General features: G+C 40.3%; 24 protein-coding genes. 14 read left to right on the top strand and 10 right to left on the bottom strand.

The window, feature by feature from the left end; all coding sequences use genetic code 11:
* The first annotated feature begins 20 nt into the window (after positions 1-20).
* From HY841_09110 to HY841_09095, 4 genes are read left to right on the top strand one after another with little or no spacing between them, the layout of a single operon-like run.
* Positions 21-2603: an OmpA family protein gene (locus HY841_09110; GenBank protein MBI4930907.1), complete on the top strand. Its 2583-nt coding sequence runs from the start codon at positions 21-23 to the stop codon at positions 2601-2603.
* A 22-nt stretch (positions 2604-2625) separates the two neighbouring features.
* Positions 2626-3261, top strand: a complete 636-nt coding sequence (locus HY841_09105; protein MBI4930906.1) for a methyltransferase domain-containing protein — start codon at positions 2626-2628, stop codon at positions 3259-3261.
* Between the two features lie 12 nt (positions 3262-3273).
* On the top strand, positions 3274-4734 hold the full coding sequence (locus HY841_09100; protein ID MBI4930905.1) for an oligosaccharide flippase family protein: 1461 nt from the start codon (positions 3274-3276) through the stop codon (positions 4732-4734).
* Positions 4734-6071: an ABC transporter permease subunit gene (locus tag HY841_09095; GenBank protein MBI4930904.1), complete on the top strand. Its 1338-nt coding sequence runs from the start codon at positions 4734-4736 to the stop codon at positions 6069-6071. Before HY841_09100 ends, HY841_09095 begins: the two co-directional genes overlap by 1 nt.
* Positions 6072-6122: 51 nt before the next feature.
* Here HY841_09095 and HY841_09090 read toward each other — a convergent pair whose 3' ends face one another.
* The 5 genes from HY841_09090 to HY841_09070 form a co-directional block, all read right to left on the bottom strand.
* Positions 6123-6884 (bottom strand): MBL fold metallo-hydrolase, encoded by a 762-nt coding sequence (locus HY841_09090; GenBank protein MBI4930903.1) that lies wholly within the window; start codon positions 6882-6884, stop codon positions 6123-6125.
* Positions 6881-8176, bottom strand: a complete 1296-nt coding sequence (gene fahA / locus HY841_09085; GenBank protein ID MBI4930902.1) for a fumarylacetoacetase — start codon at positions 8174-8176, stop codon at positions 6881-6883. The genes HY841_09090 and fahA overlap by 4 nt, the downstream gene beginning before the upstream one ends.
* Before the next feature lie 101 nt (positions 8177-8277).
* The gene (gene guaB / locus HY841_09080) at positions 8278-9744 is read right to left on the bottom strand and encodes an IMP dehydrogenase (GenBank protein ID MBI4930901.1); all 1467 of its coding nucleotides are present in this window, start codon (positions 9742-9744) and stop codon (positions 8278-8280) included.
* A gap of 127 nt (positions 9745-9871) precedes the next feature.
* Complete coding sequence (locus HY841_09075; GenBank protein MBI4930900.1) at positions 9872-10939, bottom strand: branched-chain amino acid aminotransferase; 1068 nt, start codon at positions 10937-10939, stop codon at positions 9872-9874.
* Positions 10940-11081: 142 nt separating this feature from the next.
* On the bottom strand, positions 11082-11480 hold the full coding sequence (locus tag HY841_09070) for a cupin domain-containing protein (GenBank protein ID MBI4930899.1): 399 nt from the start codon (positions 11478-11480) through the stop codon (positions 11082-11084).
* Between the two features lie 121 nt (positions 11481-11601).
* Between HY841_09070 and HY841_09065 the strand changes: the two genes are divergently transcribed.
* The 4 genes from HY841_09065 (at position 11602) to HY841_09050 (ending at position 14953) form a co-directional block, all read left to right on the top strand.
* On the top strand, positions 11602-11997 hold the full coding sequence (locus HY841_09065) for a hypothetical protein (protein MBI4930898.1): 396 nt from the start codon (positions 11602-11604) through the stop codon (positions 11995-11997).
* A gap of 1 nt (position 11998) precedes the next feature.
* Entirely contained in the window at positions 11999-13924 is a 1926-nt protein-coding gene (locus HY841_09060) for a 1-deoxy-D-xylulose-5-phosphate synthase (protein ID MBI4930897.1), read from the top strand.
* Between the two features lie 91 nt (positions 13925-14015).
* Positions 14016-14438 (top strand): hypothetical protein, encoded by a 423-nt coding sequence (locus tag HY841_09055; GenBank protein ID MBI4930896.1) that lies wholly within the window; start codon positions 14016-14018, stop codon positions 14436-14438.
* A gap of 74 nt (positions 14439-14512) precedes the next feature.
* A complete protein-coding gene (locus HY841_09050) occupies positions 14513-14953 on the top strand; it encodes a hypothetical protein (GenBank protein MBI4930895.1) in 441 nt (146 codons plus the stop codon).
* Between the two features lie 19 nt (positions 14954-14972).
* Here HY841_09050 and HY841_09045 read toward each other — a convergent pair whose 3' ends face one another.
* From HY841_09045 to HY841_09030, 4 genes are all read right to left on the bottom strand, one after another.
* Positions 14973-15860, bottom strand: a complete 888-nt coding sequence (locus HY841_09045) for a hypothetical protein (protein ID MBI4930894.1) — start codon at positions 15858-15860, stop codon at positions 14973-14975.
* 62 nt (positions 15861-15922) lie between these two features.
* Positions 15923-16810, bottom strand: coding sequence for a TM2 domain-containing protein (locus HY841_09040; protein ID MBI4930893.1), 888 nt, complete (start codon positions 16808-16810; stop codon positions 15923-15925).
* Positions 16807-17265 (bottom strand): membrane protein insertion efficiency factor YidD, encoded by a 459-nt coding sequence (locus tag HY841_09035; GenBank protein MBI4930892.1) that lies wholly within the window; start codon positions 17263-17265, stop codon positions 16807-16809. The genes HY841_09040 and HY841_09035 overlap by 4 nt, the downstream gene beginning before the upstream one ends.
* Positions 17246-17977, bottom strand: a complete 732-nt coding sequence (locus tag HY841_09030) for a hypothetical protein (GenBank protein ID MBI4930891.1) — start codon at positions 17975-17977, stop codon at positions 17246-17248. The genes HY841_09035 and HY841_09030 overlap by 20 nt, the downstream gene beginning before the upstream one ends.
* Before the next feature lie 82 nt (positions 17978-18059).
* Here HY841_09030 and HY841_09025 point away from each other — a divergent pair, with 82 nt between their 5' ends.
* Together HY841_09025 and HY841_09020 are read left to right on the top strand one after the other, a co-directional pair.
* Positions 18060-19013, top strand: a complete 954-nt coding sequence (locus HY841_09025) for a hypothetical protein (GenBank protein ID MBI4930890.1) — start codon at positions 18060-18062, stop codon at positions 19011-19013.
* 9 nt (positions 19014-19022) lie between these two features.
* Positions 19023-19586, top strand: coding sequence for a DNA-3-methyladenine glycosylase I (locus HY841_09020; protein ID MBI4930889.1), 564 nt, complete (start codon positions 19023-19025; stop codon positions 19584-19586).
* Positions 19587-19589: 3 nt separating this feature from the next.
* Here HY841_09020 and HY841_09015 read toward each other — a convergent pair whose 3' ends face one another.
* Positions 19590-21110: a hypothetical protein gene (locus tag HY841_09015; protein MBI4930888.1), complete on the bottom strand. Its 1521-nt coding sequence runs from the start codon at positions 21108-21110 to the stop codon at positions 19590-19592.
* Between the two features lie 256 nt (positions 21111-21366).
* Here HY841_09015 and HY841_09010 point away from each other — a divergent pair, with 256 nt between their 5' ends.
* The 4 genes from HY841_09010 to HY841_08995 all read left to right on the top strand — a co-directional run bounded on the left by HY841_09010 (position 21367) and on the right by HY841_08995 (position 24716).
* Positions 21367-23337 carry a T9SS type A sorting domain-containing protein gene (locus HY841_09010; GenBank protein ID MBI4930887.1) on the top strand — a complete coding sequence of 657 codons (1971 nt, stop codon included), beginning with the start codon at positions 21367-21369 and terminating at the stop codon, positions 23335-23337.
* Between the two features lie 280 nt (positions 23338-23617).
* Positions 23618-23770, top strand: a complete 153-nt coding sequence (locus HY841_09005) for a hypothetical protein (GenBank protein ID MBI4930886.1) — start codon at positions 23618-23620, stop codon at positions 23768-23770.
* Positions 23771-23888: 118 nt separating this feature from the next.
* Positions 23889-24095: a hypothetical protein gene (locus tag HY841_09000; protein ID MBI4930885.1), complete on the top strand. Its 207-nt coding sequence runs from the start codon at positions 23889-23891 to the stop codon at positions 24093-24095.
* A 117-nt stretch (positions 24096-24212) separates the two neighbouring features.
* Positions 24213-24716 carry a hypothetical protein gene (locus HY841_08995; GenBank protein ID MBI4930884.1) on the top strand — a complete coding sequence of 168 codons (504 nt, stop codon included), beginning with the start codon at positions 24213-24215 and terminating at the stop codon, positions 24714-24716.
* The last annotated feature ends 178 nt before the right edge of the window (positions 24717-24894 follow it).

Raw genomic sequence — 24894 nt, 5'->3', positions numbered from 1 at the left:
AAAACTAAAATGTTATCTTTGTGAAAAGTTTTTTGTTGAAAATTTTCAAGCCAATTAACCTGCTTTGCTTTTGCTTTCCCCTCCTAATGGGAGGGGTTGGGGGTGGGCATCTTTTCTCTCAGGATTTTCTCGGCTATTCCAATAGCAACTACGCGGGTGTGAGCGGAATAGATTTGAATCCTGCCACCATTGCCGACAGCCGTTACAAGTTTGACATGACGCTGGTCGGTTTCAGTTTTAACATTGCGAATAATTACATTGGTCTGAATAAAGATGGGCGCAAATATCTTCTTTCGGGAGACTCAAGCGAATTCAAAAAAGAAAAATATCTCACCGAGAGAATAAATTCCGACCGCAAATCTGTTTTCCTCGGACAGCAACTTGTTCTTCCCTCGTTCATGATTACTCTTTCTCCCAAACACGCCATTGCACTCAATGTAAGAGAAAGAACTTTTCTGAACATTGACGGCATTGACCAGCCCCTCGCTCACCAGTTGTATGAAGCGCTCGGGGACAGTTTGAATTATAAGCAGCGTTTTCAAAATGAGCGAGTGAGTATTGATATGATGACATGGATTGAATACGGAGCAACGTATGCGCGCGTGCTTAAAGATGATGGAGATAAATTCATTAAGGCAGGAGCGCGTGTGAAATTTTTACAGGGACTTTGGGCTTCGTACGTGTACATAAATAATTTTGATTACAATTTTGAGAGCGACAGCACCCTTTCTGTTTACAATACAGGTGTTAATTACGGGCACTCCAATTCTTTTTCCCTTGCTGACAATATGGTTAAATATCAGTTCGGCTCAAAGCCATCCTTTGGCTTTGATTTGGGAGCAGTGTATGAGTGGAGGCCGGATAGGGAAAAATTCCGCTATGACATGGATGGCAAAACAGGATTAGACATGCGCTATGCGAATAAGTACAAACTCCGCGCAGGATTTTCCATTCTTGACATAGGAAGCATCAAGTTTGAAAAATCCACCATTGGCGATTTCACTGCCGATGTTCAGAACTGGTGGATTGACACCTTAAAAATGGATACTTCCAAAGCGCCAATGGTTAACATCGACAGCATACTTAAATCCCGTTTTCAACAAACAGAAGCAATTGCAGATTTCAAAATGAATCTGCCCACCGCTCTCAGCGCACAAGTGGATTATAATATCTGGAAAAACGTTTACGCAAACTTCACCGCCTATTACGCATTTAAGTTTTCGAAGAACAAAGACAAAGTTCATGAAATCACCGCCTTCAGCATTACTCCCCGATGGGATTGGAAATGGTTTGGCGTGTTTATGCCTCTTTCGTTTAACGCATACCGTAATTTGCATTTGGGTTTATCTGCCCGTCTCGGTCCACTAATCATTGGTACAAATAATCTTGCGCCTTTTCTCGGAAACCGGGATATTTTCAGTGCCGATTTTCATTTCCTGCTGAAGATTCCAATCATGTATAGAAAACCGAAAGACAAGGACAAAGACCACGTTTCCAATAAAAAAGACAAATGCAAAGATGTGCCCGGCACATGGGAATTTGCCGGCTGTCCTGACAGAGATTTGGATCACATTCCCGATAATATTGATGAGTGCCCCGATGATCCAGGTTTGCCTGAGTTCAACGGATGTCCAGACCGCGATGGAGATAAAATCATAGACAAAAACGATTCATGCCCGGATGTTGCCGGTCTTGCAGAACTCAACGGATGCCCCGATAAAGACGGAGATAAAATTACCGATAAACGCGATTCTTGTCCTGACGATGCGGGCTTGGCTGAATACAACGGCTGCCCCGATAGGGACTTCGACAGAATTATTGATAAGAATGATTTATGCCCCGATGATTCCGGAACCGTAGAACTCTTCGGTTGCCCCGATAAAGATTTTGACGGCATCACCGATAAAGAAGACCGCTGCCCCGATAAACCCGGACCAAAAGAAAATGATGGATGCCCCCTCGCCAGACTTCATTTACTCGACAAACAAGGAAATATCATAGCCACTGCAATTATTGACAAAGAAGGCAAGTTTAATTTTATACAACTCCCTTCTGATGAGTTGGCGCTGCTCAAACTTGAATCCTACGATGTGCTTATAGTCAATGAAGTGAGCGTTACGTTAGGAAAAATTATTCGTGTTGCCCGCAGAGGAGTTGACGGATATTTCCATTTCGAACAATTATCGGCCGATGAAAACAAAATCGGCAAACTTGATATTCCCGATACCCAGATTCAACTCAAGAAAGCCGAAGCGGAAAAAGTGCAGAAGGCAATGGAATCACTCGAGTTTGATTTCGGAAAAGACGCTATCCGCCCTTCCTCTATGGACGGGCTTGATTTGCTCGCTGAACTGCTGCAGCAAAATTCCGAATGGAGATTGAAACTTTCAGGGCATACCGATAATGTAGCATCCATGCAGTTTAATATGAAACTTTCTGAAAAACGCGTAGAGGCAGTTAAAAAATACCTCGTAAGCAAAAAAGGAATCGCCTCAGACCGCATTGTTCTCAAATGGTTCGGACCGTCCAAACCCATTGCAACAAATGATACAGAAGAAGGCAAACAGAAAAATCGCAGAGTGGAATTTCTGATAATAAAGTAACTGCGCTGCTTTCATTAAATGTATGCTTGTTAAACCCTTCAAAATAAAATTAGCCGAAAAGTATCTGACGAAAGAGGATATAAATATTCTCGATGTCGGAGCAGGCAGCCACTCTCCCACCATCACAAAACAATGGCTCCCCAAATGCCATTACACAGCAATAGATATTTCTAAAAGTTATAACAACGATCAATCCGATTTCAACGCAATGGACGAATTCATCGAAATGGATTTAACCAAACTCGAATTCGGTATCATCCCCGAAAATAACTACCACCTGATAGTGATGAGCCACGTAATCGAACACCTCCACAATGGCGATAAAGTAATTGCCGGCTTAATCCCTAAACTCAAAAAAGGCGGAATCATCTATCTCGAATTTCCATCAGAGCGAAGCGTAAACTTTCCTTCCAAACCCGAAACACTTAATTTTTATGACGACCCCACCCATTGCCGGATTTTCTCAGTGAAGGAAGTGAGTGAAATTCTTGTACAAAACCAAATGAGTATTTTATCTGCCGGAATCAGAAAGCAACTTATCAATATCATCCTCATGCCCTTCAAAATAATTTATCAATCCATAACAAAAGGATACGTCCGCGCAGGAGTTTATTGGGATTATTACGGATTTGCTGAGTATGTTTGCGCCAGAAAGTAATAAGAGAATTTCATGCAGAAAAAATTCGTCACCAACCTCGCCTTTCTTCTCCTCCTCAACCTGCTCATCAAGCCTTTTCACGTACTCTTCATTGATGTCAACTGGCAAAATACCGTCCATGCCGAAAACTTCGGACTCTATTTCGCCCTTTTCAACTTTTCATTCGTCCTCAACATCATTCTCGATTTCGGCATCACCAACTTCAACAATAAAAACATTGCCCAGAACAATCACCTCCTTACAAAACACTTCTCTTCTCTTGTTGTCCTGAAACTGCTGTTAGCCCTCCTTTACATTTTGCTTGCATTCATCGTTGGGCTTGTCATTCAATACGACTACCGCCTCATGAAACTCATGCTCCTGCTCGGCTTCAACCAGTTTCTCATTTCATTTATTGCCTACCTGCGCTCAAACATTGCAGGGCTTCTTCTTTTCTGGGTAGATAGCATTGTGTCGGTTCTTGACAGAGTCATTCTCATTACGATTAGCTGCCTATTGCTCTGGGGACACATACTGGATAGAGAACTCGACATCATGGATTATGTTTACGCTCAAACCATTTCCTATTCAATCACCGCTGTCATAGCTTTTATTATTGTATTCCGCAAGGCACAGTTCGCAAAATTCAAACTCACACGCGCCTTTGCCATGATGATACTGAAAAAAAGTTTTCCCTTTGCTGTGCTGATGATGCTCATGGCATGCTACAACCGCCTCGATACCGTAATGGTAGAGCGCATGCTTCCCAACGGAGCCGAACAGGCAGGCATTTACGCCCAGGGATACCGGCTTTTAGATGCAGCAAACATGATTGCCTTTCTTTTTGCCGGATTATTGCTTCCGATTTTTTCACGCATGTTGAAGTTGAAGGAACCTGTTGAAGCGCTGGTGAAAACAGCATTTATTCTTCTCATCACCCCGGGAATTGTTGTTGCCGTGGGCTGCTGGTTTTATTCAACAGAATTAATGTCATTGCTCTATAAAGAGCACATTGAATCAGCATCCGTTATTTTTCCTATCCTCATGTCCTGCTTTGTTGCTATCTCTACTTCCTATATTTTCGGAACGCTCCTCACCGCAAACGGAAACCTCCGCGAACTCAACCTCATGGCGGCAAGCGGCATACTGATTAATGTTGCCATGAATTTATTTCTGATTCCAAAGTTCCAGGCAGCCGGCTCTGCCGTTTCAAGTTTGACAACGCAATTTCTCACTGCCCTTATTCAGATTATCATCGCGCAAAGTGTTTTCAAATTCAGAATCAATTACCGGCTTATACTTACACTGATTGTATTTATCACAGGAGTGATTCTGATAAATTATTTCTCGCTGAAGATTCATCACGGCTTGTTGTCTGAAAATCATCGCTGGATGGTGAATTTTATTGTCATGGTGGCGGGTTGCGGTGCATGGGCGTTTGCCATCCGCCTGGTCAGCATAAAATCCATGGTCAGAATTATGAAATATGGATAATGCGAAAGGTTTTTCAATTCATAGTTAATCCGCTCTTTCGCTCCAAAAGAATTCCTGACATTTCTTCCTCCGGAAATTTCTGGAGCAACATTAAAAAACAATTCACTCACAACCGTCTTGGAGTTTTTTCACTTCGCTTTCTTTATTTTTTTATTCTCATTTCCCTGCTGGCGGATATTCTTGCGAATGAAAAACCACTTATTGCAAAATACGAAGGCAACATTTATTTTCCTGTCTTCCGTTCGTATGCTGTTGATTTAGGAATGGCACAATGGCAAAAAGAGTTTCAAAACATAGAATGGAACCATCTGAATTATGACTGGAAAGTTTTCCCTCCCATTCCGTATCTTCCGCAAAACATGGATAGGAATAATGTGCATTCAGTTTCCCCTTTCGGAGAACAGCATGTCGCATCGCTGCGTTGGAGGCACTGGCTTGGCACGGATGAACTGGGAAGAGATGTGTTATCAGGAATGATTCACGGAACAAGAACTGCGCTCACTGTCGGATTGGTTTCCATGGGTATCGCTTCGCTCTTCGGAATTTTGATTGGAGCGCTTGCCGGATATTTCGGAGATGAAAGGTTAAAAATTTCAAGAGCAGGTGTTGTAATGAATGTTTTGTTTTTCTTTCTCGCCATTTTCTGGGCATTCATCGCCCGCTCCTATGAAATCACCGATGCGCTTTCCGTTTCTTTCGGAAAATTCTTCCTGCAGATATTGTTTTCTGTTTTCATCATGGCAGTAACAATGCTTGTCGGAAATATTCTCGCTATTCCATTTAAGTTTATCCCGTTTCTCAAAAAGAAAATTTTTATTCCTGTTGATATTATTCTTTCCAGATTCATTGAAATAATGGTTTCAGTTCCCACTTTGTTTCTCATCATTTCCATTTCTGCTATCGTATCTCATCCTTCCATTTACATTGTGATGACCATCATCGGACTTACTTCCTGGCCAACCATTGCCCGTTTCATTCGCGCTGAGATGCTTCGCATTCGTTCATTGGAATATATTGAAGCCGCACACGCGCTCGGTTATTCAGAAGGAAGAGTGATTCTCCGCCACGCAATTCCCAACGCACTTTCTCCCGTGCTCATCACCATTGCTTTCGGCATTGCAGCTGCCATCTTAATTGAATCAACGCTTTCTTTTTTAGGCGTGGGCGTTTCTCCTGAAACGGTTACATGGGGTTCATTGCTTGCTGAAGCGCGGCAGACACCTTCAGCATGGTGGCTCGCTATCCTCCCCGGAACAGCGATTTTTCTTACCGTTACAATTTTTAATTTGATTGGAGAAGCGCTGACGGATGCACTGGACCCAAGACAAAAAAAGTAGGCAGCAGCAGTTGCAGCGGCTGTTTCCATCTGCCATCTGCCATGTTACATCTTACATATTAATATGCAGCCCATCAAACGCCAAATGAATATTCTCCGGCAACTCATCTTCCACTTCTTCATGCAACCCCATTTGATGGCTGATGTGAACCAAGAAAGTTCTTTTGCAATTTAATTCTTGGGCAAGTTTTATCGCTTCTTCAAGATTGAAATGAGAAATATGTTTTTCTTTTCTCAGAGCGTTCAGCACGAGGATTTCTGAGCCGTAAATTTTCTTCTTCTCTTTTTCAGATATAAAATTTGCATCGGTAATGTATGTGAAATTTCCTACTCGAAAACCCAGCACATCCAAATGCATGTGTTTTACAAGAATGGGAATGAATTCAACACCTTCAATCGTGAAGGATTTATTTTCTATGGTGTGAAAATTCACTTCGGGAATGCCGGGATATTTTTTTTCATTGAATACATAGCCAAACTGTTCGTGGATTGCCTGTTGTGTTAGTTCGCTTGCATACAAATCCATTTTCTTTTTCATGATATAATTGAATGCGCGTAAATCATCCAACCCCGCCACATGGTCGCGGTGTTCGTGCGTGTAAATGACTGCGTCAATTCTGTCCACTCTTTCTCTAATCATCTGCTGGCGGAAATCAGGACCTGTATCAATCACAAATCTTTTCTTATTAACTTCAATCATTACCGATGAACGCAAGCGTTTGTCTTTCGGATTAAGCGAATCGCAAACCCTGCATTTGCACCCGATGATGGGAACGCCTTGAGAGGTGCCGGTGCCGAGAAAAGTGATTTTCATTTTGCTGGTAAAACTTTTCCTTTCACTTCTCCAAATCCAATTCTCACTCCATCTTTCTCGGAAAATCCGCGCACGATAACCGTATCATTATCGTTTATGAATTTTCTTTCCGTGCCGTCAGAAAGTTTTATTGGCTTGGTTCCTTTCCATGTGAGTTCAAGCAGGCTCCCGTACGAATCAGGAGTTGCACCGCTGATAGTGCCGCTTGCCATCAGGTCGCCAATTTTTATGTTGCATCCGTTTACGGTGTGATGCGCGAGTTGCTGAGCCATATTCCAGTACATGTATTTGAAATTGGATTTGGAAATAGTTTGGGGTTCGGAGTTCGGGGTTTGGAGAAGAACTTCAAGATTAATATCGTAATGTTTGTTTCCTTCATACTCTAAATAAGGAAGAACTTTCGGTTCTTGTTTTGGCCCTGCAACGCGAAAGTTTTCCAATGCATCCATTGTTACCACCCAGGGAGAAATGGAAGAGCAGAAATTTTTTCCGAGAAAGGGACCAAGCGGAACATATTCCCATTGCTGAATATCACGCGCGCTCCAGTCGTTAAGCAGAACCATTCCGAAAATATAATCTTCAGCATCTTTTGTAGAAATACTTTCTCCGAGTTTTGTTTCTTTTCCGATGATGAAAGCCATCTCAAGTTCAAAATCAAGTGAACGAGTGGGCGAGAAGATGGGAGTTTCGGAATCCGCAGGTTTTATTTGTCCCTTCGGTCGGTGGAAATCTGTTCCGCTGACAACGATAGATGATGCTCTTCCGTGATAGCCAACAGGCAGATGTTTCCAGTTTGGTAAAATTGCATTCGCTGGATCGCGGAACATCGTTCCGACATTTTTCGCATGCTCCATGCTTGAATAAAAATCAGTGTAGTCGCCAATTTCGACAGGTAACAACATTTCCACTTCACTCATTTTGTGAAGAACTTTAGCTTTTGTTTTTTCATCATCCCGCAGTTCGGGATTTCTTTCTTCAAGCAGTTTTGATATCCTTTCGCGAACCGCACTCGTGGTTTTCTTTCCGAGCGCAATAAAATCGTTCAGAGAGGATTTCGCGAAAACATTCGTATCAAATTTCAGCGCGTTGAACACACCTGTTTTTTTCAGTTCAAGAAGGTCCAGCACATACTCTCCTATCGCAACGCCAATGCGGGGTAAAATATCTTTTGCTTTATCATGTTTTGCAATTACTTCTTTTGGCGGAGAGAAAATTCCAAAAGGAAGATTTTGTATAGGGAAGTCGCTGTTCTCTTCAACAGGAATCCATGATTTTAAATTTTGTTTTGCCATAGGATTACGAATATACGAATTGTCATTCCGAACGCATGTGAGGAATCCCCTTAACCTTATTACATACTATTATGAGATTTCTCCCTTTGGTCGAAATGACATCACCGACTGTAATTCGGAGACTCACTTGTAATAGTGATATCGTGAGGGTGGCTTTCGCGGATGCCGGAAGAAGTGATGCGGATGAATTTTGCTTTTTGCAAATCAGAAACTGTTTTTGCTCCGCAATAACCCATGCCGGCTCTGAGTCCTCCAATGATCTGATACATTACTTCAGCAAGAGATCCTTTATAGGGAACTCTTCCTGATATTCCTTCCGGAACAAGCTTAGCAAGATCGTCTTCTCCCTCTTGAAAATACCTGTCTTTACTTCCTTTCTGCATCGCTTCAAGCGAACCCATGCCGCGATATGTTTTGAATTTTCTTCCTTCAAGAATTACAGTTTCACCAGGAGATTCTTCCACGCCTGCGAACACAGAACCCATCATAACGCATGAAGCTCCGGTCGCAATCGCTTTCACCACATCGCCTGAATATCGGATTCCTCCATCAGCAATCACAGCGATTTTTCCTCTCACAGCATTTGCCACATCATAAATGGCGGTAAGTTGCGGAACGCCAACACCTGCAATCACGCGTGTGGTACAAATTGCACCTGGACCAATCCCTACTTTAACAGCATCTGCTCCGGCTTTCATCAGCGCAAGCGCAGCATCGGCAGTAGCAATATTTCCTGCCACCACTTGCAAATCAGGAAACTGGGACTTTATTTTTTTCACAGCGTCAATCACGCCTTTTGAATGTCCGTGTGCAGTGTCAACCACCACAGCATCCACTCCTGCTTTTACCAATGCTTCCACGCGTTCAAGCGTTTCGGTATTTGCTCCCACAGCAGCAGCAACGCGCAACCGCCCGAATTCATCTTTCGTTGAATTGGGGCGCGATTTTACTTTCATGATATCCTTAAAAGTAATTAGCCCGACTAATTTATGATGTGAATCCAGAATGGGAAGCTTCTCAATTTTATTTTCCCGCAGGATAATTTCAGCTTTCTTCAGATCCGTGCCCATCTTTGCTGTGATAAGGTTATCCTTGCTCATTACTTCAACAATGTGGCGGGACATTTCTTTTTCAAAACGCAAATCTCTGTTAGTTACAATTCCGGCCAGCTCTTTATTTTTTTTCACAATGGGAATGCCGCCAATCTTATTTTCTTTCATAAGACGGAGAGCGTCCTGAACCGTAGCGCTTTCGGTAAGCGTGACAGGATCAGTAATCATTCCGCTTTCGGAACGTTTCACTTTGCGGACTTGTTCCGCCTGCTCGGCAATCGTCATGTTTTTGTGAATGACGCCAATACCACCTTCCTGTGCGATAGTGATGGCGAGTTGTGATTCCGTAACCGTATCCATGGCTGCGGAAACAACAGGAACTTTCAGTTTTATTTCTTTCGTGAAGTAAGAGGAAGTGTCAGTTTCTTTCGGAAGGATTTCGGAATATGCAGGCACGAGCAGGACATCATCGTACGTTAAACCTTCCTTGTTGAATCTATCTCCTGCGTCTGACATATATTATAGGAATATATGCGCACAAAGATAAAAAAATTACCTCACCCCTGTCCGCTCCAAAGAAGAAGGAGAAATAAAAAATGCAGAGAAAAATTCCCTGCATTCTATTGGGGATGTAGAATGGGCTTTACACCTTATACATCCATCCATGCTTATCGGCAGATTTGCCGGTGCGTATGTTGTCTAATTCTTTTTTGAGTCTGCTGCCAAAATTCTTTTCATGAACCGGAGGCAGTTCAAAATCCTTTCCGTTATATCCGAATAAGCAAATGGGCGCAATGGTAGCTGCTGTTCCCACTCCGAAAAGTTCCTGAAGGTTGCCTTTCTTATGACCCTCCACCAGTTCATTAACCGTGATTTTACGCTCTTCTACTTTGATTCCTAAATCTTTTGCAATATGGATTACACTGTTGCGGGTAATGCCGGCAAGAATAGTATCGGTTAATTCAGGAGTTACCAGTGTATCATTTATCACACACATTAAATTCATGGTTCCTGATTCCTCTAGGTATTTGTGCTCGTAACCGTCTGTCCAGATTAATTGGTTGTAACCTTTTTGCATAGCCAGTCGGGTAGGAAAATGTGAGCGACCGTAGTTACCTGCTGTTTTTGCGAAACCTACTCCTCCGGGAACGGCTCTTGTATATTTTGTTTCAATCAGAACTTTAATCGGCTGGGAATAATACATACCAACAGGAGAGGTCATGATGATGAAGCTGTACGTGTCAGAAATCTTCACTCCGATATGTTCTTCAGTAGCGAAAAGAAGCGGACGGATGTAAAGAGAGTGCCCTTCCTCTTTCGGAACCCAGTTTGAATCAAGGCGGATAAGCTGTGTTAATCCTTCCATGAAAAGTTCTTCCGGAACAGCAGCCATTGCCATTCGATCGGCAGAAACATTAAAGCGTTTGTAATTTTCCAGCGGACGGAACATGTAGATGTCGCCATTTGCATAGCGGTATGCTTTCATGCCTTCAAAGATGGATTGCCCGTAATGCAATGCCGATAGGGCAGGGCTTATTGCAAAATTTCCGTAAGGTTGTATTCTCGGATTTTTCCATTGACCACCGGCAAATTCAGAAATGAACATATGGTCAGAGAAGATATTTCCAAAACCAAGTTTTTTCCAGTCTACTTCTGATAAGCGGGACTGTTTTGTTTTTCTTACATCAATGTGCATAGTGTCGGTTGCAATCATAAAGTTTGGTTTTTTAAGGATGACAAAGGTGAAATTATTATTGAATAAATCAAAGGGTTTAGAGAAAAATATTTTCAACCCTTATTCCCTTAAAAGATGATAAAACGTATTTTCTTCTCTCCTTTAGGTCTGGGGCACGTTATTCCACCACTACTCTGTCTTTGCCGTCAAACATGGGTGCTTGAACAGACAGAACTTTCATAGGAGTTGTGGAAGTCACTTTCAGCGAGTGAACCGTTCCTTTCGGAATGAAAATCATATCGCCTTTTTTCACTTTCATGATTTTATCTCCTAACATCATTTCGCCTTCGCCATCCAAAATATAAACGTGTTCCGAATGCGTAACGTGTTTATGAGCTTTCACTTCTTTCTTGATGAAGATGATAAAACTACTTACGAGCGAATCAGAATTGAGTTTGCGCAGGTAAATATTTTCGTAATCGCCATACGTTTTTACTGTATCGAGCGATTGATAATTCTGGCTGAAGGAAAAAGGGAAAGATGCCAGCAGAAAGCAGAGAGTGAGAAGAGTTTTCATGTTGTTAATTTTCGTTAAAGGTAAAAACTTTGAAAATATTCCAATCTTGTCTCCGTTGGAACAGGCATTCTCAATAGCGAATAATGATTAAATTTGCGTACATTAACTAATAAGAAAAAAGATGAAAAAGATTTTATTCTCAATTTTTGTTTGTCTTCCATTTGCATTATATGCGCAAGATGACAACGCTGGAAAATTTAAGTTTGAATCCATTCCACTTAAAGAAGATGGCAGCAATAAAGAGTTCTATTCAAATTACAAACAAGGGATAGCATTTTATAATAAAGCAGTTGATATTATCAATAAAGCTGAAACTGGGAAAGATGAAACAGTGAATAAAATTCAGGAAGATGCAATTACAGAGTTAAAAACCGCACTGCCTTTTCTTGAAAAAGCATATTCAATAAATTCGAAAAATGAAAAAATTCTTACCGCTCTGCAAGGTTCTTATTTTGCAATGAATGAATTTGAAAAATCTGACCGATACAAACAAGAACTTGAATCTCTGAAAAAATAAAATGCCCTATCCAGCCGGTCCGCTTTTAGAAAAAATAAATTATCCTTCAGACCTTCGCAAGCTGAAAGAAGAAGAATTGCCGCAGCTTTGCAAAGAGCTTCGTCAATTCATTATTGATGTGGTTTCAGAAAAAGGCGGGCACTTTGGCGCTTCGCTCGGAGTGGTAGAACTTACGGTTGCCGTTCATTATGTTTTCAATACGCCCGATGACCAACTTATCTGGGATGTTGGACATCAGGCATACGGACATAAAATCCTCACGGGAAGAAGAAAATTTTTTCATACCAATCGGATTTACAAAGGCATCAGCGGATTTCCGAAAAGAAGCGAAAGTGAATACGATACGTTTGGCGTAGGACATTCTTCCACTTCTGTTTCCGCTGGGCTGGGAATGGCTGTGGCGAACCGGCATAATAAGGAAAATAAAAAAGTTATTGCTGTAATTGGCGATGGAGCCATAACCGCTGGGCTTGCGTTTGAAGGACTGAACAATGCAGGCTCAGAAAATGCCGATCTGCTCGTCATCCTCAATGATAATTGCATGAGCATTGACCCGAATGTGGGAGCGATGAAAGAATATCTCACCGACATCACCACTTCGCACACGTACAATAAATTCAAGGATGAGATATGGCAATTGCTTGGCAAACTCAGCAACTTCGGACACAGCGTTCAGGATATCGTTTCAAAAATTGACAGTTCCACAAAATCTTTTCTTCTCAAGCAAAGTAATTTATTTGAAGCGCTGAAGTTCCGCTACTTCGGCCCGATTGACGGACATGATGTGATTCGTCTTGTAAAAATTCTACGTGACTTAAAAGATATTCCCGGTCCAAAAATTCTTCACGCGCTCACACAAAAAGGAAAAGGATATAAATTTTCTGAAGAAGGAAATCCTACCGTGTGGCACGCACCGGGATTGTTTAATAAAGAAACAGGAGAAATTATAAAATCAACATCCACTTCGCCTCAGCCCCCGAGATACCAGGATGTATTCGGGCATACGATGGTGGAACTCGCGGAAAAAAATCCGAAGATTGTAGGAATCACGCCTGCAATGCCTTCAGGTTCTTCGCTCAACATTATGATGAAGGCAATGCCCGACCGCGCCTTTGATGTGGGAATTGCCGAACAGCATGCAGTGACTTTTTCTGCAGGTCTTGCTTCTCAGGGACTGGTTCCATTCTGTAATATTTATTCCTCTTTCATGCAGCGTGCATACGACCAGGTGATTCACGATGTGGCGATTCAAAAACTGAAAGTTATTTTTTGTCTGGATAGGGGAGGAGTTGCGGGCGCTGACGGTCCCACGCATCACGGAGCGTATGACCTTGCGTACTTCCGCTTGATTCCGAACATGATTGTGAGCGCTCCGATGAATGAAGTGGAATTAAGAAACTTAATGTACACCGCACAATTGGATGAAGTGAAACTTCCTTTCTCTATTCGTTATCCGAGGGGAAACGGAGTACTGCCGGAATGGGAAACCCCCTTTTCAAAAATCGAAGTCGGCACAGGAAGAAAAATAAAAGACGGTGAAGATGTGGCAATTCTCACTATAGGAACAGTAGGTAACTTTGCCGTTACCGCCTGCGCTGAATTAGAAAGACAAGGCATTGATGCCGCACATTATGATTTAAGATTTGTAAAACCACTGGATGAAGAACTCCTGCACGAAGTGTTCAGCAAACATGAAAAAATAATTACGGTGGAAGACGGTTGCATCATTGGCGGAATGGGAAGCGCGGTGCTGGAGTTCATGGCGGAAAATAATTACAGCGCACAGGTGAAACGCCTCGGCATTCCCGATAAAGTTATTGAGCACGGTGAGCAGAAAGAACTTTATGCCGAATGCGAATACGATATGAACGCAATTGTAAAAACTGCTGTGGAGCTAGTAGGTATTAAGAAAGCGATGGCGGGATAATTCTTTTTATATCATGTTGCACATATCAATATTTATTTACATTTGTCATAAGAAAATCAAATACAAACATTAATAATTAAAACCAACTAATATGAAAAAACTATTATTCGCATTAGGTTTTTTCGGAATCACGTTGTTTTCTTTTGCCGGTAACGGTGAAAAGTACAAAGTGAACGATGCAGCGGTTGACCAACTCTTCGCTCAATCGCAGGATGTTTCTTCAGCACTTGCTGATGGAGATATGACATTAGTGAATTTAAATCAGCCCTCAACACAGGTTGTTGGTGGCGGACAGACAGTGGGAGGCTTCCTTCTCAGAAGTTTTTTCTGCGGATTCATTGCAATTCACAGAAAATACATGGGAAGCGATTTGGGAAGTTTGTGGTGGAAATATTTCTGTATCCCCGTTGCAGGAGGAGTTGCCAACTTAGGTGATTTTTGCTGGGTGTTGTTTAAAGGTAATTCCGCGCTGAGCAAGTACAAAGGAAGCGACAAATGGTTTGTGTGGGCGTAATAAAACTACACTAAATTAGAATCCCTTTTGCCAAATGGTTGAAGGGATTTTTTTTTGCTATTCAATACTATATCATGAAGAAAGAAATAACGTTTTTTATTTTCCTGCTGTTTGCAGGAAATTATTTCTCGCTGGCGAATTCGGCTTCTTATAAAATTGATGACGCTGCAATAGATAAATTGTTTGCAACATCAGAGGATGTAAGCGCTTCTGTTAAAGCAGATTTATACGAAATTAATTTTTCAAAATTACCCTCTGATAACATTAGCCGGGGCGATGATACGCAAACGATTGCCGGAATTGTTGCGCTGGCATCATGGGTAATGGGCATTGGGTGGCTGGTTCCTATTCACCGATTCATACTTGGAACCGGTGGTAATGATTTTAAAATATTCAGCCTTTATTGCATAACGATAAGCGGATGCGGATTTGTTCTGCTGATTGACGGTATTAATTTGCTGCTGGATGACAGCGGTTCAAAATACGTCAACAACTCCAAGTTCATCATGTGGTGATTGTATCTCACGTATTTTTTTATTTTTCATTTTCAATTTTTACAATGGCATTTTTTAAATCGTTGTTGTACCCTCTTAAGAGTTTATAATTTTTCTTTCCAACTAAATATTCCAGACGGTTGGAGCCTCCCAGATAAAATTTGGAAAACACAGCGGTTCCTACGGTTGCAGAGGTAAAATAAAGTTGCATCGGGGGATAGACTAAATAAATCATCAATCCAAGCGAAGCGGTGTTCAGAAAAGCGCTTGCGGCACCTTCCCAGAAATATCCTGCGTACAATTGTCCCAGTCCGGGAAGAAAGGCAGACATCTTCTGCGCCTTCAAAAGATTTTTCAAATGCGGATAATTTTTCGAAACATACAGCTCATTTATTTTTTTTCTGAGAGAATCTTTTTCTGCAGAATTTATTTCCGACAAATTAATTGATTGGAGAATTTTTTCTTTTGCTTCGGGCCAGCGCTGGAGTTCATTCAGGACAAGCGCATACAAAGGCAAAGAATTTTTTGTGAGAGAGCTGTCTTTAATGAAGGAGTTCATCTGTAACAGATGATTTTCAGCATTGGCGAAATTACCTGAAAGGTATGCGCAGAGAGCATTTTGATAGCGAGCTTTTGCAATCAGCGTGTCGCTTAAATCAGTATAGATAATCCGCCCAGTAATTTTTTCAGCATCAGCATAATTTCCCATCTGCAAAAAACATTCTGATTTTTTCAGAAGAGCAAATGTGCGGGTGGAATTATTTAAGGACAAGAATGCAGCGCGTTCGTATTCCACCGCGGCAGGATAGTAATTGCCGGCAAGGAATAAACTATCGGCTGCCTCTCTCCCTCCCTCTCCCAAGGAGAGGGCACAGGAAAAAAATAAAAAGCAACAGGTAGAAAATATTTTGAAGTATATTTTTTTCATTCGTAGTTCGTATGTTCGTACAAATCCGTTTTTTGTTTCATCCCGACTTGGCGGGACGCTGATTAATTAAAAATCCTGCGAAGAGGAATATGCATGTCAAATAATATTTCATCATCGAGTTCATGTAATTGGTGTTCTCGAGCAAGTTTTACGCTCACCGCGCTTCCCCAGATATTTCCTACATAAAAAATGGTAAACAAACTTCCCAACGTGATAAAGTGTGGGCTTTTATATCCCATCCTGTAATAGCTTTCTGCTGCTGAAATGCCAAGAACTCCAACGGTCATCAGCGCTGCCAGCCCTTGTCCTTTATATCCGGCATAAAATTTTCCGGATCCAGGAAGCACCGCTGACATCACTCCTGCAAGCAATGGAGATTTTTTTTTAATTTTTTTTAAACGGAAATAATAATCCGAAAAGTTTTTTTCTTCGGATGAAAGCGGAAAATAATTGTATGAAAAATTCTTTGAACAATCTTCGTATTGCTGATAATCACGTTCAAGCAAAGCAATTCCTGCATATTGGAGATTGCGGAGTTTTGTAAGAGACGAATCATTTTCAATGCGGATGCTGCTTAACGAATTTTTTGCATCACCAGTTTTTTTCAAATAGGATTGGTCAAATGCATTATAGAAAGCCGACTTCTGATAAAATGGTTTTGAATTCACTTTGCTGAAATAAAATGCTGACGAATCAAGAATTTTAAGGTTATAGTAGCTCCATCCGATATAGTAATTGATGCTGTCTGCATTTGCAGGAATTATGTTTTGAACAGCTTGCTTTTTCAGAATATAAATTGCATCATGGTATTGGTTGTTATCAATAAGATATTGAGCAAAGCGAAGATCTTCCGAAACAGAATACTGTTGAGCAGGGCAGAAGAGAGAGGGCAAAAAACAAAAGACAAATACACAAATCCTAAATCCTAAATACTTAATACATAATTTCATTTCTTCAATCTGTATTTTTCAGGATTGTCTTCAATTTTTCCATCTTTAAAATCAAGAAAAGAAATATCATGTGCAGCAAGATTATTGCAGCGGGTAAGGCGGTCGGCAGAAAGTGCGATTCCTTTGACGAATCCGTACCTGAGAATAGAGTTTTTACTGAATCCGGAGCAACTGGGGTTATAGGGACAATTGTTAGAGATCTGGGCTGAAAGAAATTTTTGATAGACAAAAAGCAATCCCCCAAAAGTCAGACTGACAGGGTTGTAACGTATGATAGGTTTTTTTTTTCTTGCAAGCAGAAAAGAAACTTTTCGTTTAGTTTCAAATTTCTGTTCGTAAAAATTTTGTTTCAGCAGTAAATCTTTGTCGCTCAGTTTCGGCTGGGCAAGTAGAGGGCTGCTCACCACAAACCAGAAACTACAAACGACAAACTGTTTACTTAACAATCTTCGCATTATCTGGTATTTTGTAGTTAAGCCATTTTTCATCCACTTGTTCATTCAGTTTTATGTCGGAATAAATTCTTTTGGTGATGGTTGAATCTCCGTTTGGCAGGTATTGAAATTCTGTGATGGTGTTGGGAATGCTGAGGTCTCCCGCCTTCTGATAGTTGTAATAAAATATTTTTGAAAGAAGTTTTTCTTTTTTTCCGTAGAAAGCCATGTAGATGGGAGAATATCCTTCATGCACAAGTTCTACATGGCTCATCTTAGATAAAAGATTTACGGGCGGAATCCAATCGGTGATAACCATATTCTCTTCCATTTTTGTGCTCTTAAGCTGGAAGCCGATGCTCCGCAAGCCCATGTCGTTTGTGTTGCCGTTCAGAAAATCGTGAACAAAACTGTTCTCGCTGCTGAAATCAGCCGCCTGCATTTGCGACACAGTGTTTTCTTTTATGTCGTACATTTTAAATTCTCCTTTATCATTTGTTATCACTAAATATTCCACTGGCGCAGTGATGTGCGTTACAAGCAGTCCGCCCGAAACGCGGTAATAAACTTCTGCCTGCGTAGTGATTGATTTTCCGTTTTGAAGCGCTTTTGAAACAAGGTTCATGCTGATGCGCTGAATGGGAGCGTACATAAGGAATGAAGCGAACATGAGCAGCATGCACAGGGAAGCCACCGATACAACGACTTTCTTCATATGTTTTTTTACTGCCATTTTTTGAAACATAAAGGTAATTATTTATCTATCCCGATGGGAGAATCACGCAGGAGAAATAATATACTTTTGCATCTCTCCGATGAGCAAATACATTATCATATGTTTTCTTTTTCTTTTCTCCTTTGAGAGAAGTTTTGGCGCTCCCGTTTCACCTGCCGACACTTCTGAATTAGGAAAATCCATTGCCCTTGGTTTTGAAAATATCTACAATTTTAAATTTAGTAAAGCAGATTCTTTGGCTGATGAGTTGAAAAAGAAATACCCTGAAGAAAGAAAAATCTATTTGCTGATTGCAAATTCCTGCTGGTGGAAAATCCGGTCAGGCGAAGATAACGCAGCTAACCGGAAGCAATTCATGTCAGCGCTCACCACCGTTGAATCCATGCTGGATAAAAAAAAGAAAAACGAACTGAGCTATGAAGATTTGTTTAATTACATTAATGTATATTCTTACATGGCTCGGCTGGAGCTTTTGGGAGATAATTATTTTAAAGCCTTTTCATTCATTAATAAATGCGGCAAATATCTGTTTGCGTCCTTTGGCAAGGAACAGTTTTATGAGCCATTCAATCTCACCACCGGCTTGTACAGTTACAATATGATTGCCGCCAGGAAAAAATACCCGCCTCTTATTCCTTTCTTATTGATGCTTCCCTCTGCCGATAAAACGCTGGGCATTAAGTTGCTTGCTAAATGCAGCGAATCATCAGATAATATTATTCAAACTGAAGGACAGTATTTCCTGATGATTATTTATGGCGAGGGAGATGTCAATTACACACTTTCCGAAGCGTATGCGGAAAAACTCAGCAGCCGTTATCCCCAGAATCTTCTTTACCGGTATTATTTATTTCGACTCCTCTTGCAGGACAATAAAAAAGAACTTGCCATGAAACAATATAAACTGCTTTATCAATCCAGTTTGGCGAATAAAGAACTTACTGAACTTCAGCGAAAACATTTTATATCCCTCGCACAAAAGGATCTGGAAGAATACTATAAAAAACATTCCTCCGAAGAATCTAAAAACTAATTTTGTTTTATGAAAACAGCAAACCGCTGCCCTTGGCCATCCAACGATCCGCTCATGATAAAATATCATGATGAAGAATGGGGGAAGCCATTGCACGATGATAATAAACTTTTTGAGTTTCTCATTCTTGAATCGTTCCAGGCCGGACTGAGCTGGAGGACGGTTTTGCACAAGCGCGAGAACTTCCGCATGGCGTTTGCCAGGTTTGACGCGAAAAAAGTTTCAAAGTTCGACAAGAAGAAAGTGGCTTCCCTGCTGAAAGATGCCGGCATCATCCGCAACCGGTTGAAGGTTGCAGCCGCCATCAATAATGCAAAATGTTTTTTGCTGCTGCAAAAAGAGTTTGGCTCATTTGATAATTACGTGTGGGGTTTTGTGAATCATACATCCATCATTAACAAACCGAAAACCCTGAAAGACCTTCCCGCAAAAACTTCTATCAGCGATAAAATGAGCGAAGACATGGGCAAGCGGGGTTTTAAATTCCGCGGTTCAACCATTTGCTATGCCTTTATGCAGGCGGTGGGAATGGTGGACGACCATTTGGTTGGATGCGAATGCAAAAACAAGTAAAATTTATTTATTCGCTTTCTCCCTCACCACCTCCGCAAACGGGCGGTTCGTAATTTTGCTTTCGAGCCAACTGATGTAATTAAAGTAGATAAATGCATTTTTCTCAAAAGCATCTTTTGCAAGAGGAATAATTTTTACATTCAGTTTATGAAATGCAATAATAATTTCTTTTTTCGTATTCGTTTTTGGTAATTCGTTGCGGAAAAAATGAATCATAATGGTTTCAAATTTATAGAGTTGTTGTTTTTTCAGAAGAAATCGGTATGCAGACTGAATCAAGTAGGGAAGCAGGTTGAAGTTTCCCGCTTCATAATGAACAAGGAGATAAAAAAGTCGGAAAAAACTTTCATAATCGGGTGGTGTGCTGGCTGGAAATTTATCGCGAATACGATTAAGCCAATGAATACATTTCTTGAAATCTTCTACGCCAAAATAAGAAAAAGCTATATCCGAAAAAAGAGATGTTTTGTCCCAATCCTTCAACATGAAATAGCTGGATTCCAGTTCATGGAGGATTGATGGAATCTTTTCAATGGCAGAAACGAATCTTCCTGTAAGATTATAATAGTGCAGCAAACCATCATGATATACATAAAACCATGATGCTTTGTGCGGAAGCAGTTTTATTTCGCTAGAGAGTCTTTCAAGTTTTGACAAAAATATTGGCATCTCTTTGTATTGGCTGGCGATTATACATACCGTCAATGCATTGTGCAGGGAAGTAATATAGGAAATTGGGTTGTGTTTTATTTTTGCAGGAAATAACTCCTGAAATTTTATTAGTTCACTTGTAAACCTGAGACTTTCCTTATTTTCTCCTTTAATAAGATGATATAGTTGATGACATTCAAGAAAACCTATTTTAGCATTAATGGTTTTAGCGAATGAGATATTACTGAACGCTTTATTGTGAATGATTTTTTCAAGTGGTTTCAACTGTTTGCGGTCTCTTATGGCACCCAAAGAAGTAACATAGTCAGAAAATTTAAAGAACAGTTCACGATAGGTTTTTTGATTTTGCAACAGATTCAATTGTTCTCCTTCTTCTTGCATAACATTTTTCATCCAATTCATATCATGTTTGTTCCGTGCAAAATTCCACTCCCAGTTTTGATAAATTCTAATTAATTCTCCATGTAAATGATTTTCTTTTGCAATTTGTTTGGCTTTATTGAGCGCTTTAAATGATTGGTTAAACAACTCCTTTTCAAAAAGTATTTCCGCATCATATACTAATTCATTTACCTCCGAATGAATGCTGTGGTGATATGAACGCAGCGCATTAAGGATCTGGTGGTAGAGATAATTTTTAGCTACAGAAAATTGGCGCACAAAATCATAGCCGCTGAATTTACGCAGCAATTCTACTTCATCATATATCTTTTGTTTTTCAATTGCATCAAAGAGCAGTATATATTTATTCTGTTCTCCGCGAACATGCAGGCAGGAATACTTTTTGAAATACGCTTTCTCAGTTTTAGTAAGTGATTTTATAAGGTCAAAAAGATCTTTAGTTGGTTTCATTGATTACTAAGGATTTTATAAGGTGAATGAATCAAAATATACAAGCAAACGTAATTCTACCTATGAAAAATTGATTTTAAAATTTTGAATAAATTTTATGACTATATTATGTTGCCATATCAATTCCTAAAGATAAACTTTTTTTGAGTTGTTCATACAAGGAGGTATGAGGACATTTACCAAATGAGTATAGAAAATTTTATGTGGTCCCATGACAGGAAAATTATCAATGGATTTTGAAAAAGGTTTGTCTAATATGAAAAAAACAATTTACTCTAACCTGCTTGTGGTAATTTGCCTGTTGCCAAACTTTTCTAATGCCCAGACCATCACTTCCTTTTCGCCAACTTCAGGTCCTGTGGGCACAACCGTTACCATAACCGGAACCGGTTTTAACACTACTCCCGCCAGTAACATAGTATTCTTTGGCGCTACCATGGCAACTGTATCTGCCGCAACAGCAATCTCACTTACAGTTACCGTACCTTCAGGCGCCAATTTCCAATATATTACTGTTACAAACCTCAACACATATTTAACCGCCTATTCCGCACAACCATTTAATATGGCTACCAGTTGCAGCAGTACGCCAAGCTTTGCTGCCGCAATCAGTGTTCAGGGTGGCTCGCATAATGTCGAAACCTGCGATATGGATGGAGACGGTAAAGCTGATCTTGTGATTGCAGATTATTTTAACAACACATTTACTGTAACAAGAAACACCAGCACGCCCGGAAGTATTTCGTTCGCACCGAAAGTTACTTTTCCATGGGCTGCAGCCGGACAGCCAAATGAAGTTTCAATAGGCGATTTTGACGGTGACGGTAAACCCGATGTTGCTCTCGGTGGAAATGGTGGTGGTGCTTTTGTTTCAGTTTACAGAAACACCAGTACTCCCGGAAGTATTTCTTTTGCCGCAAGGCAGGATTTTTCTGCCTCATCCGGACAAGGAAATGGTAACAAAATAATTGATATTGATAAAGACGGTAAACCGGATCTCGTTTCAGTACATTGGTCCGGCAACTGTGTATGGGTATTAAGGAATACAAGCACTGGTCCTGGAATAATTTCTTTTGCTGCTGGTGTCAGTTTTGCAACAACAACTCAACCTCATAAAATTGATGTTGGTGATCTAGACGGAGACAGTAAACCAGATGTGGTGATAACCGCTTTTACCAGCAATACGCTTTCAATTTTCAGAAACACCAGCACGCCCGGCACTATTTCATTTGCTGCAAGACAGGATTTTTCACCGGGCACGGTTCCTTATTTCATACATATAGGGGACTTGGATGGTGATGGCAAAGCTGACATTGCAACAGTGACCAGGGATGCCTCCACCCTTGCAGTTTATCGGAACACCAGCACACCGGGAGCCATTACCTTAGCTGTGCGCCAGGATTTTGCTACACTTGGGGGAGCATTCACACATTATGGTCTTGATTTTGGAGATTTGGATGGAGACGGCAAACCAGACATTGCTGTTGGTAATTCTTCTCTCAACAGCACAAGCATATTCAGAAACACCAGTGTGCCCGGAACCATTTCATTTGCAGCAAGAGTGGATGTAGCATCAGGATATGCTTACTTTATTGGCATAGATGATTTTGACGGAGACGGAAAACCTGACATTGCTGTAACCAAAAGCGGCACTACTGTTTCAATACTTGGAAATTTGTGCGCTCTTATTCCTTCTCCCGTTGAACTCCTTTCTTTTACAGGAGAACAACGCGGAGAAGAAGTGTTATTACAATGGAGCACAGCCTCAGAAATCAACAATGATTATTTTGATGTGGAAAACAGTGTTGATGGAAAAGCGTTTGAAAAAATCGGAAGAGTTGCCGGACACGGAAACACTAATCAACTTCTGAATTATTCTTTCATTGATGAATATCCTTATTCCGGAATAAATTACTACCGCCTTAAACAAGTTGACTATAATGGTGATTATAATTATTCACCAATCATTGCTGTTAAAAATAACCTGGCAGGTAATCCTTGTTTTGTTTACAATGATGAAACATCCGGAAACTTTATTCTCAGTTGCGCTAAATCAGAAAATTATCAGGTACGAATTCTAAGTGTGGAAGGAAAAATTCTCAAAGCAATAAAAATAAAAGTCGATACCGGAAATAAAATAGACCTTCATGATTTTAGTAACGGCATGTACATACTTAGAATCATTGATGGCGAGAATATTCAAAATTTAAAACTTATAAAAAATTAAAATGAAGGTTTCAACAATTGATTTTACCCATTAGACATTATTCAGATTAAAGATGTATAATATGATTTTATCAGCTCATTTTAAGTAACTGTTTAAATTTTATTTTGAAATGTTTTTATGAAGAAAGATGGAATACAGATGACGCAGATTTTACAGATAAACGCAGATAAAATCCGTGAAAATCAGTTTAACCAGCGTCCTCAGCGTTCTATTTTAGAAATTTAAACAGTTACTAATTATCAGTAAATAAATTCCTTAAGAAGTAATTCCAGCGGAGAAAATGAAAATCGGAACAGCTATGAAAATAAAAAAAACAAAATTAAAGAAACAAGTTTCATCAAAACAAGAACAGGAGATTATATATGATTATAATTCCGGAATGAAAAAAAAGAAATTAAGAAAAAATATAAAATCAATGATTGTCAGTTTGTAGTTATTGTCCGGAATTATTCATTAAAAGAAGTAGAAAAAATAATGCATGCGCATCCAAGACTTTTCGGGTTCAATGGTTGACAAAAAACAAGCATAAATAAAAAAGAGGAAACACTTTTATGAAGAAAAAAAATTTGAAAGAACTTTCCGCTAAAAAAGAACAAAAAATAATTAAAGATTTTAATTCAGGTATGAGAAGATATGAAATCCGAAAAAAATATAAGATTACTGAAGATCGGTTTGTTTCGATTGTAAAAAATGAAATAAATAATGAAACTGAAAAAATTATCATTGCCCATCCGAAGCTTTTCAGGTTCTATGGTTGAAAAAAAACAAGTATCAATAAATAACAATAACCAGAATGAGCAAATGTGCAGATATGCGAATGTGCCCATGAATTTCACTGGCACATCAGCACATTTTCAAATTCACAAATTAAATCTATGCCATTTTCAAAAATCAACATCACACTCACAGCCGCGCAGGTAACTGCCATTCAGGCAGCCATCACCGCGCTGAAAAATCCGGCAAACATGCCTGTGCAGTTCAACCTCACAAAGGAGGAACGCACCTCGCTGCAAAACATCAACAACACACGCTATCCGTATGTGCAGCGGGCAATCAAAAATCATGGTCCTGCCAACCCCGGTCTGGTCAGCGGTTTTGCCGGCACGCAGGCGGAGGCATCCAACGATTTAACTTTCTTTGACCAGATGGAACCCTTCATCGGGCAGCTGTTGCAGGTGCTGGAAATTTTTAAGGACACACAGCAGGTGGCAGGCAGCGAAGCATACGTATGGACTCGCGCACTTTACAACACCGCCAACGATGCCTCTGTTAACCAGGTGCCCGGCTCAGATGCAGTGGTAGATGATTTGGCGCCTCTGTTTGCAGGGCAGGGAAACGATGGTCCGCTCCCGCCACCGGTGCCAGTACCCATACCGTAAAAGAAAAACTTCAAAAACAAAAAGAATCCACTTCAGGTGGATTTTTTTTGTCAGAAACAATAGTATGATTCACCTTTTATAAGTTATGATTGTTCTTTTGGTGGTTATGATTTACCTTTTATAGGTTATAATTGTCTTTATGTTAGTTATGATTTATCTTTTATGAGTTATGATTTAC

The organism is Bacteroidota bacterium (assembly GCA_016213405.1).
GTDB lineage: Bacteria > Bacteroidota > Bacteroidia > Palsa-948 > Palsa-948 > Palsa-948.
The sequence above is the reverse complement of the archived record's forward strand: the minus strand, read 5'-3'. Positions and strand labels throughout refer to the sequence as shown.

Excerpts from the sequence above, each read along its gene's own strand:
- HY841_09025 (MBI4930890.1), top strand. The coding sequence starts at position 18,060 with ATGAGCAAATACATTATCATATGTTTTCTTTTTCTTTTCTCCTTTGAG.
- HY841_09050 (MBI4930895.1), top strand. The coding sequence starts at position 14,513 with ATGAAGAAAGAAATAACGTTTTTTATTTTCCTGCTGTTTGCAGGAAAT.
- HY841_09010 (MBI4930887.1), top strand. The coding sequence starts at position 21,367 with ATGAAAAAAACAATTTACTCTAACCTGCTTGTGGTAATTTGCCTGTTG.
- HY841_09030 (MBI4930891.1), bottom strand. The coding sequence starts at position 17,977 with ATGGCAGTAAAAAAACATATGAAGAAAGTCGTTGTATCGGTGGCTTCC.
- HY841_09060 (MBI4930897.1), top strand. The coding sequence starts at position 11,999 with ATGCCCTATCCAGCCGGTCCGCTTTTAGAAAAAATAAATTATCCTTCA.
- HY841_09100 (MBI4930905.1), top strand. The coding sequence starts at position 3,274 with ATGCAGAAAAAATTCGTCACCAACCTCGCCTTTCTTCTCCTCCTCAAC.
- HY841_09090 (MBI4930903.1), bottom strand. The coding sequence starts at position 6,884 with ATGAAAATCACTTTTCTCGGCACCGGCACCTCTCAAGGCGTTCCCATC.
- HY841_09045 (MBI4930894.1), bottom strand. The coding sequence starts at position 15,860 with ATGAAAAAAATATACTTCAAAATATTTTCTACCTGTTGCTTTTTATTT.
- HY841_09020 (MBI4930889.1), top strand. The coding sequence starts at position 19,023 with ATGAAAACAGCAAACCGCTGCCCTTGGCCATCCAACGATCCGCTCATG.
- HY841_09095 (MBI4930904.1), top strand. The coding sequence starts at position 4,734 with ATGCGAAAGGTTTTTCAATTCATAGTTAATCCGCTCTTTCGCTCCAAA.
- HY841_09070 (MBI4930899.1), bottom strand. The coding sequence starts at position 11,480 with ATGAAAACTCTTCTCACTCTCTGCTTTCTGCTGGCATCTTTCCCTTTT.
- HY841_08995 (MBI4930884.1), top strand. The coding sequence starts at position 24,213 with ATGCCATTTTCAAAAATCAACATCACACTCACAGCCGCGCAGGTAACT.
- fahA (MBI4930902.1), bottom strand. The coding sequence starts at position 8,176 with ATGGCAAAACAAAATTTAAAATCATGGATTCCTGTTGAAGAGAACAGC.
- HY841_09000 (MBI4930885.1), top strand. The coding sequence starts at position 23,889 with ATGAAGAAAAAAAATTTGAAAGAACTTTCCGCTAAAAAAGAACAAAAA.
- HY841_09005 (MBI4930886.1), top strand. The coding sequence starts at position 23,618 with ATGAAAATCGGAACAGCTATGAAAATAAAAAAAACAAAATTAAAGAAA.
- guaB (MBI4930901.1), bottom strand. The coding sequence starts at position 9,744 with ATGTCAGACGCAGGAGATAGATTCAACAAGGAAGGTTTAACGTACGAT.
- HY841_09105 (MBI4930906.1), top strand. The coding sequence starts at position 2,626 with ATGCTTGTTAAACCCTTCAAAATAAAATTAGCCGAAAAGTATCTGACG.
- HY841_09040 (MBI4930893.1), bottom strand. The coding sequence starts at position 16,810 with ATGAAATTATGTATTAAGTATTTAGGATTTAGGATTTGTGTATTTGTC.
- HY841_09065 (MBI4930898.1), top strand. The coding sequence starts at position 11,602 with ATGAAAAAGATTTTATTCTCAATTTTTGTTTGTCTTCCATTTGCATTA.
- HY841_09055 (MBI4930896.1), top strand. The coding sequence starts at position 14,016 with ATGAAAAAACTATTATTCGCATTAGGTTTTTTCGGAATCACGTTGTTT.
- HY841_09015 (MBI4930888.1), bottom strand. The coding sequence starts at position 21,110 with ATGAAACCAACTAAAGATCTTTTTGACCTTATAAAATCACTTACTAAA.
- HY841_09035 (MBI4930892.1), bottom strand. The coding sequence starts at position 17,265 with ATGCGAAGATTGTTAAGTAAACAGTTTGTCGTTTGTAGTTTCTGGTTT.